The following is a 10,002-nucleotide window of genomic DNA, read 5'->3' as shown; positions in this document are numbered from 1 at the left end:
GGGCTTACCGTGTAGGTTAATACAGGATCTGCTTCGCCGTAGGTTTTGCTTTGACCGGCATCAGCCGTTACTGTGATAGGTAATTTGTTGACCGTATATTCTACGGTATCGCTGGTAGCGGTATAATCCTTACTATTGTTTGGCGCATATGTCGCTATTAACTCGTAAGTCCCTGCATCAAAAATGCTATCGGCGCTAAAACTGTAGGTTATAACACCTTCGGTGTTGCTGGCTGTGGCATTCATGGCATCGCTGCCAATCGCAGTGCCGTATACCCCGTCTTCAGGACTTCCCCAGGTAATAATCGTCGTATCAGGTACTGCAATGACCGTAATGGTCATGGTTAAAGTATCGCTGATTAAATCACCGTCAGTAACAGCAATGCCTACCGATAAAGTGCCATAAAAGTCAGTGCCCGGTATAATGGTATAGCTATCTAATGTATAATTCTCACCCTCGGTAATCACCAACGAAAGCTCATCATTGTCGGCATCGCTGGCACTGACATCGCTAAGCGATAATGCAACTGAAGTGCCCTCATTAATTGAGGTGTCTCTAACTGCAATGAGTTCAGGGACCGAATTTACTTTTTTAAGAATTGCGGTAGCAGAACTACCCCAAAGGGTCTCGCCTTCGGCAATAAGCTCACCAACACAATACGTGATGACATCGCTGGTACCTAGAGGGGTTTCGGCATTAAAACTATAAACGCCACTATTGATACTTCCTTTTCCCGGGTAGTCAACGATTTTATAGGTCAGTAAATTCTGTGCGGTTTCGTAATCATAATCGTTGGATAAAACAGATGCTGTTAAATCAATGCCGGCACCAACCTCTAAAGTATCTGCAAAAGCAAAAGGCGCATTATTGTTCACGTTTAATAAAGCCGGATAAGTTTTGTCGTCAACCATATCCCAGGTTTCTGAAAAATCCCAATCGGGGAAACTACTGCGCTGTTTCATTTGCTTAGTGGTAAGAGCTGTTACGGTTTGGCTGTTATTATCTAAGCCCAATCCGGAGGTTTGACCACTTGTTTCGTTATTATAATAACTGTCGTTAACATTTGAATAACCATTATATCCGACCAGACCACCGACATAATAACCTCCCGAAACCGAACCGGTAGAATAACAATTATTTACCGAAGATGAACTATAATTATACCCCACCAGACCGCCGACATTAGTACTTCCCGAGACCGAACCGATAGAATAACAATTATTTACCGAAGATGAATTATAATTATACCCCAGCAGACCGCCGACCTTAGTACTTCCCGAAACTGTAGCGGTAGAATAACAATTATTGACCTGAGATGAATAACGATTGTATCCCACCAGACCGCCAACATTATTATTTCCCGAAACTGTACCGGTAGAATAACAATTAATTATCTGGGATGAAGGATAATTACTTCCCACCAGACCGCCGACAGAACCATACCCTATAATACTAACATTGGTAAGCCCTAAACTATTAATTATTGCACCATTGATGTAGCCAAATAAACCAACATAACCAGTTGAAGGACGATTAATCGTTAAATTATTTATTGTATAACCTTGCCCGTTATAATTCCCGGTAAACATTATTGTACTGTTACCAATGGGCGAAAAGCCTTTCCCATCGTTCCACATACTGGTTTCGGAAGCATCAATATTGGCAGTTTGCTCAAAATAAAAAATTTTATCCCATAGTGAAGATGCTTCAGATAAATATTTTAAATCGTTGAGTGAAGTAATTGTTAAAGGATTATCAACAGTTCCCTGCCCATCTAATTCTGTCACAGTTAGGGTATAGATATACGTATTTTGCAAGCCATATGCATCATTTACTTTTATTTCGACTTCGTAATCGCCGCACACCGTTGGTGTCCAGGTAAGAACAGAGTCCTGCGTAAGTAACATGCCTTCGGGGGACTGTAATAATTCCAGAGTCGCATCCGGATTGTCCATAACTATTACCTGTATGGTATCGCGATATTCCACATCTGCTTTGGCAAATTTTCTAAGAACAGGTAAAATTACAGGTGCATCCGCCACACCAATCAAACGCGGAAAAGAAGTCCCCTCCGTAATTTCCCAGATATTTTCAAAATCCCAATCGGGGAAACTACTACTTTGTTTCATAAGACACGTAGTAAGAGCTGTTACGGTCTGGCTGTTATCATCGAAGCCCAATCCGGAGGTTTGACCACTTTTTTCGCTATTGTAATAACTGTAGCTTATTGTTGATGCATTATTACTCGCCACCAGCCCGCCAGCAATACTACTTCCCGAAACAGAACCAGTGGAATAACAATTATTGATCTGGGATGAATCATAATTGCATCCCACCAGACCGCCGACATTATTACTTCCCGAAACCGGGCCGGTGGAATAACAATTATTAACCTGGGATGAAAAATTATTAAACCCCACCAGACCGCCAATATAATTACTTCCAGAAACCGAGCCGGTGGAATAACAATTATTAACCTGTGATGAAAAATTATTACCCCCCACCAGACCGCCAATATAAATACTCCCAGAAACCGAGCCGGCGGCATAACAATTATTAACCTGGGATGACTTGTAATTGTATCCCAACAGGCTGCCAACATGCATGCCTCCTTTTACAGTAATATTGGTAAGACCTAAATTATTAATCGTTGCGCCATAGCTGTAGCCGAATAAACCGACATAATCAGTTGAAGGACGATTAATCGTTAAATTATTTATTGTATAACCTTGCCCGTTATAATTCCCGGTAAACTTTGTTTTACTGTTACCAATGGGCGAAAAGCCGTCCCCTCCGTTCCACGTACTGGTTTCGGAAGCATCAATGTCGGCGGTTTGCTCAAAAAAAGCATTCCATTCCGCAGTGGTTTGCGAAATCCAATACAAATTTTCAATACTTGCAACCTGATACGGATCGCTTTCGGTTCCGCCTCCTGTAGGTGCGATTGCTGTTTGTGTCCATACGCTCTTCGCAGCAATCAGCCACAGAGCAATAAAAAGTAAAAGTTTTTGTTGCATCTCTATATTAATTCAGATATTAATTTAATTTTTTCCACTTCTGTAAAACTTGAAAACAAAAAAATAAAAAAAATAGTGGCTCACATGGTCTAAATCGCTATATAAAAAGCAGTTATAAAGCAAAATACACCAATAAACCACTACTTATGCCATCAAAAATAAAAATTTTAAGCGAATCAGAAAATGTTCTTTTCCATAATGATAACCATACTTCAACCAATATTAGCCTTCCAAACGGGTCGATTTCCGGGCTTTTTTGAAACCGCTTAAAAAGGAGGACGGCAGGTTTTCCATTCTTATAGTTCACTTTTACTATTGCGTATGACAAGAGACAAATTTTAACAGTAAAAACAGGTCTCTTAAAGCTTCAGCACTATTAATATAGAACAATTTTAAATAAAAATGTCATATCGTGTTAAGACTCAAACCTTAAACAATTTAGAAACATAATAATTATTTAAACCACAACTCCAACCCCTTCCGTTTTTGAACATTTGTAAGTACCGGTCGGTTTTTCATTACATTTACGCAAATAAACAAATTCTGCTTATGAAAAATTTTTATTTATCAAAACTGGTGCCTTATATTTTTGTATTTAGCGCTTTATTTTTTTCAACAAATTACTTATCAGCCCAATGCGACGATATAAGTATTTCAGGATTAGATACAGAATACTGTATTATTGACCAGGCAACGCAGCTTACAGGGCTCCCTTATGGCGGAACTTTTAGCGGACCCGGAATTACGGATGATTTATTTGATCCTTCAACCGCCGGTGCCGGAACACATGAAATTAAATATGTATTCGACAACATCTATTATAAAATAGATCAGACAGGAGATTTCAATCCCATCACAAGCCCCGGAAATGACGTTGTTTTATCCGACGATAAAGTATCACCGGCACTTTCTTTGGAATTTACATTTAATTTTTTCGGCGTAGATTATACCGAATTTTACATCTGTTCAAACGGATTTATTACATTCGATTCTGGATCTGATGATGATTATAATGCACAGGATATCCCTAACCCGAAATCACCAAACAACTTAATCGCCTTCGCCTGGACTGATCTAAACCCAGACGCCGGAGGAACAATAACATACGTTACCTTAGGAACTGCACCTAACAGAGTTTGTGTTATTAACATTTCAGATGTGCCTTATTACGATGATGAAAACACTGTTACCACTCAGATAAAACTATTTGAAACAACAAATGTCATTGAAATTCATTCTACAGATATTTCTTCTTCTGATGATGAAAAAACCATGGGAGTGGAAAATGAAGACGGAACACTGGGGTATGCTATTGATGGAAGAAACAAGGCATATTGGAGTGCATCAAATGATTTTGTTAAATTCACGCCCGTATATTGCAAGGATTCAATAACCCAAGTGGTTACTGTAAATGACGATCCGGCCGAACTGAATTTACTGACCGGCGAAATCAGTTTTGGCGAAGTATTCATTAACGGTACTATTTCTAAAGATATTCGCATAAGTAATACTGGTTGTGACACTTTACATGTTGATTCAGTAAAAAACGCCCAATCTGATATTTCATTTGACAAGTCAGCATTCGACATTATGCCGGGCGATACGGGAACAATATCAGTAACATTCACTCCCACCGCATTACAAACATATACCGATGCGATTCAGATTTATACCAACGATACTGATGTTTCGGTTAATTTAAGCGGAGAAGGTATTGCCTCACCTACAATATCGCTTGATACAGATACTCTGAAAGGCTCAATAAATGACTGCTCAGGCACTCTCGACTTTACATTTAACATCCAAAATTCAGGAGAAAATGACCTTGAATATACCATAAGCAGTGCTGTATTTGAAGATGATTTTGAAGATGGCGACATTAGCGACTGGACGATTGATTCTGAAGTAAGTGTTTCTGTTGTTACATCTAATGCAGGTGATGGAACCTATTCAGCAATTATGTCTGGTGGTTCTGACTGGAGTACATATCACGGAATGATGCAATCCTTTACTTCATCTCAACCTGAATATATCAGTGTAATGGTATATCCTGACACTGAGGGTGATGATAATGCAATATTTTTTGTTGGAGACGAGAATGCATCGGATAATGGGGGCATAATAAATTTTGTATACAAAGATGCCGCTGATTCTCATTTTGACATCTGTGATGGTTTGTATTTTTACACTGACGAATCCCGTTGGTATCAATTCGAATTTAAAAATATAGATTTTGACAACGCCACTTTTGACTGTTATATCGATGGTGAATTATTTCAGAAGGAAATACCTTTCTTCAATAACTCCGATTATGTTTCAGACGTATATCTGACTGATTACACAGATTCAAACATTTATTGGGACAATATTTTTATTGGAAACCAAAACGAAGGGCTTGAATTTAATCCAACAAGTGGTACCCTAACGCCCGGGTCATCACAGGAAATATCCGTAAGCTTTGACTCTGACGGTTTAAATTCAGGGTTATTAGAGAACACCTTATTTATCAAATCCAATGATCCGGTAAACGAAACGAACACTGTTATTTGCGTCATTAATAAGGATGGAGATCCGGAAATAGCGTCTTCAGTGAGCTCATACGACTTTGGAGATGTTATTGTTAATGACTCTGCATCTTTTGATTTAATGCTATATAATTCAGGTTGCGACACCTTATTTGTTGATAGTGTAAAAACAACTTTGGCCGAATTTATGGTTGAAGATTCCATTTCATTGCAAATCATGCCAAATGACTCATCAATGATTAGTGTCTGTTTCAAACCAACAAGCCTGACTGATTTTTCCGATCACTTAGTCATTTATCATACTGATGAAACGGAGTTAAATATTAGTCTTACAGGAAGTGGACTGGATGCACCTGAGATGACTGTAAACCCTGATACGGTTGAAGTAAGTATGGGATGTGATGGCATTGCGTCGACTTCCTTTACCATTAATAATGCCGGCGCCGGAACACTTGAATACAATGTGAAAAACACTTTTGTTGATTTGGAATTAATTTCCGGGAACCTTGATGCAAACTATACCTCTATCTTAGATGTAATTCCAAATAGATCTGATTTTTATTATGATGGTGATGAATATAATATCAATGATGGTAATGACGACATGTATGATCAGGGAAACTACCTGAGTACAGATATAGGCGGTGATATTAAATATAGTGATGATATAATGGAAAGTTCGTACCTCGGGGAAAAAGGCCGGTACTTTACCCGTGAATACGATGGCCTATTTGTATTTGCCGGAAATTTAGATAACATTTCAGATTTTGAGGTAAATGGAGATCTGGGTGCTGATGGTAATGGTTCCGTTGATGGTAAAAAGCTGACTCTGGTTCATAATGGAACGACTTATTATGGATTTGTGAAAAGAGTGTATGCAACTGAAGATCCTTCTGTAAACCACCTGTTCATTACTGAAAATCCTAATGTAGAGCAGGATTTTCGTACCAATACTGATGATGATTATCACAAAGTTTCTAATTTAGAAGATGTAAATGTTCTTTATTATTTATTGTACGCTTCACAAAATGGTGGTTATGTCAGCGATAGTGAAACACTCAACATCATGGCGGCATTTCTCGATGCAATTGACGTTGACAGCGATGAATCAATTACGATAACGCCTTCCACCGGAACAATTAGTTCAGGAGGCTCTCAGGTGGTTGATGTTGATTTAACCTTTGAACAAATTAATACCGGCACATCATATACTAACATTGTAGTTTCATCAAATGATCCATTAAACTCTTTGGATACCGTTGTTGTAAAACTTACTATCGATGGCCAGGCCGAGATTTCTCTTCCTACTGAATGTATTGATTTTTCTAAAGTTGCAGTAACCGATTCACTAAAAAGAGTGGTTACTATCAGCAATATTGGTTGCGACACTCTGTTAGTTAATGATATTGATGCCAGCTTATCTCAATATTTAGTGACCGATACAGTTTATAAAATTTCACCTTATGATAGTGCCATGGTTTCGGTTTATTTAAAACCCGACGTCAACTCGACTTTTGATGCTAATCTTACTTTACAGACCAACATTGGAGATTATCAGGTCTGTCTGACAGGAGAAGGCGTAGCAAGCTTTGCTGATATTGCTGTTGACTCAACAAGTTTTAATGCAACACTTGAGTGTACGGCATCTGCTGAAGCGCCAATCGAAATATTTAACAATGGCGAAGCTGACCTTAATTATTCAATTAGTGCCGATGAGCCGTTTGTTGAATTTAGTGAAGAATCAGGTCTCATTGCAAATAATGCATCGGCCAGTATTAGTGTAAAAATAGTAGGATCTGAACTCCCTGCCGGAACATATAATGCAAACATTACAATTAGTTCAAATGATCCTGATACGAAGGATCTTATCATTCCGGTAACACTGAATAATATAAGTGGAGGCTATTCTTCTGTTACAATTGACGCTAGCGATAGTGATATTTGTCAGGGAGAGACACTGAGCTTAAACGCAGGATACGGATTTGCCGATTACAACTGGTCAACAAGCGAATCAACCCGAACAATAACGGCTTCTGAAACAAATAAATATAAAGTTATTGCCACTGATTATTATGGTTGCGTTTCAATGGATTCAGTTAATATTACCGTTCATAATCCCACTATTGCACTCGCGCCAACGGCATCAATTTGTATTGGAGATGAAATAACCTTCGATGCCGGTGATGACTTTTCGACCTATGAATGGAACGATGCTTCAACAGAACAAACATTAACGGTTGATGCCGCAGGTATTTATTCGGTTAGCGTAACCGATGAATTTGCCTGTCCGGCTAATGCAAGTGTTGTTCTAACGGTAAACAGCCTGCCGGTTGTTGATCTGCCAACAACGGAAGAAATTTGTGATGGCGATGAAATCACTTTTGACGCAGGTGAAGGTTTTAACGCATATGCATGGAGTAATTCTTCAACAGAACAAACAATTGCTGTTAGTGAAGCCGGAACATATACTGTTACGGTAACTGATGAAAACGCCTGTTCAAACAGTGCAAGTGTAGAACTAACGGTAAACAGTTTGCCTATCGTTGATCTGCCAATAACGGAAGAAATTTGTGATGGCGATGAAATCACTTTTGACGCAGGTGACGGTTTTAGCGCGTATGCATGGAATAATAATCCTTCTGCTGAACAAACTGTGACTGTTAGTGAAGCCGGAACATATACTGTTACGGTAACTGATGAAAACGCCTGTTCAAACAGTGCAAGTGTAGAACTAACGGTAAACAGTTTGCCTATCGTTGATCTGCCAACAACGGAAGAAATTTGTGATGGCGATGAAATCACTTTTGACGCAGGTGAAGGTTTTAGCGCGTATGCATGGAGTAATAATTCTTCTGCTGAACAAACTGTGACTGTTAGTGAAGCCGGAACATATACTGTTACGGTAACTGATGAAAACGCCTGTTCAAACAGTGCAAGTGTAGAATTAACGGCAAACAGCCTGCCGGTTGTTGACTTAGGCGATGATGTAACAATCACTACAGCTGAATCTGTTACACTTGATGCTGGTGAAGGTTTTGCCACTTATGTGTGGAATGATGCTTCCATCGATCAAACACTTGTTGTTAATGGTGCATCAATCGAAGCCGGCGAATATGAATATTCTGTCCTGGTAACAGATGCAAACAGCTGTTCAAATTCAGATACAATCATGGTTACCACAAATGCAGCAACAGGCATTAATTCTCCTGCATTGAACGATCTGGTTAACATCTACCCGGTACCAACAAGAGATTACATCAACCTTAATTTCCTTAAGGCAAAAGATAATCTGACGATTGAATTAATTAACGTTACAGGTAGTTTAATCTATAAAAATAAACTTGGTAACATTCATGCAAATGAGAATTTCCAAATTGATGTAAGAAACAATTCAACAGGAATGTATTACCTGAAAATTTACAGTGATAATTTTAGTGTAACCAAAAAGGTAATGATTCAAAAATAGTTTTTTCAAACTTAAAAAAAAGGCAGGCCATCCGGGTTTGCCTTTTTTATTTCCGGATGTTTCGGTCCCTTAAAGATGGGGGAATATGAACCGTTTTACAGGTGTCCGGATGATTCGAAAACGCGTGCCCGGAAGTTTTCGGAATTCGCAATTGGTACTGGAAGGGATGAGAATGACGTGATAGATGTGGCATGAATTACAAAGTCGCGCCAGCGAGTGGGATGATTTGATGAACAGTTGCTGCTGCAATACCTGAAAAAACAGCCTATTCGGTATCATATTTTGAACTAAAAAAGAGACAATCAGAAAAATTAAGATTTAATCTGTATTTTAACTTTAATCAACGAGTTATAACAAAAAAGATGGGAATTTTCAAAATCGTTTAATATGATTACAATTTATCTTTCAGTGGTCATATGGAACTCGCCAGGATAATTATACTTCTGTGTGTGAAACAATTCTCATGGCTCGTTTCATCATAACGCAATTATAGTCTTTTTCAACACATTCAATCAACAAATCTAACAACGGGGAGAAACTCAAAAAATTGGTTTTATTTATATCCCCTCTTCCATGATTTACTGATTGGGTAAAATTAAAAAGAGGTTGTCATTTATTAGACAACCTCTTTTTTTGTAAAGGTCAAAGAAGGGGTATCTGCTTCTCCTGTTTATTCTTTAACCACTTTAATAATAACGCCATCCACACTTAACAAATATAAGCCACTGGGTAAGGCCGAAATATTGATGCTATTACTATGGCTTAAATCCTGAACCAGCACTTTTGTCCCGTCTAAGCTATAAAGACTTGCAACACCGGTGCTTCCTGATACCGTTATGACGGTGGTAGCCGGATTGGGATAAACATTGATGGCCGTTGTATTTTGCTCTATTGCGTGAATAGAAACATTTGTCCCTACTGTAATGGTCACATCCATGGTATTACTCATCAATTCGCCATCGCTTACCATTATCTCGACTTCGTAATCGCCCAA

At 38.7% G+C, this 10,002-nt stretch carries 3 protein-coding genes; 1 reads left to right on the top strand and 2 read right to left on the bottom strand.

Annotated elements, in window-relative coordinates:
• Window positions 1-3,017 (bottom strand): GLUG motif-containing protein (locus ACT3CD_RS17050; protein WP_444646874.1); only part of this gene is annotated, 3,017 nt, incomplete at its 3' end.
• Between the two features lie 549 nt (window positions 3,018-3,566).
• Between ACT3CD_RS17050 and ACT3CD_RS17045 the strand changes: the two genes are divergently transcribed.
• A complete protein-coding gene (locus ACT3CD_RS17045) occupies window positions 3,567-9,008 on the top strand; it encodes an Ig-like domain-containing protein (RefSeq protein ID WP_444646873.1) in 5,442 nt (1,813 codons plus the stop codon).
• A gap of 670 nt (window positions 9,009-9,678) precedes the next feature.
• Here ACT3CD_RS17045 and ACT3CD_RS17040 read toward each other — a convergent pair.
• On the bottom strand, window positions 9,679-10,002 hold a 324-nt coding region (locus ACT3CD_RS17040), incomplete at its 5' end, for a T9SS type A sorting domain-containing protein (protein ID WP_444646872.1).

The sequence above is a fragment of the Geofilum sp. OHC36d9 genome, assembly GCF_052400685.1.
Lineage (GTDB): Bacteria > Bacteroidota > Bacteroidia > Bacteroidales > Marinilabiliaceae > CAZHHH01.
This window is presented reverse-complemented; position numbering and strand designations above follow the sequence as displayed.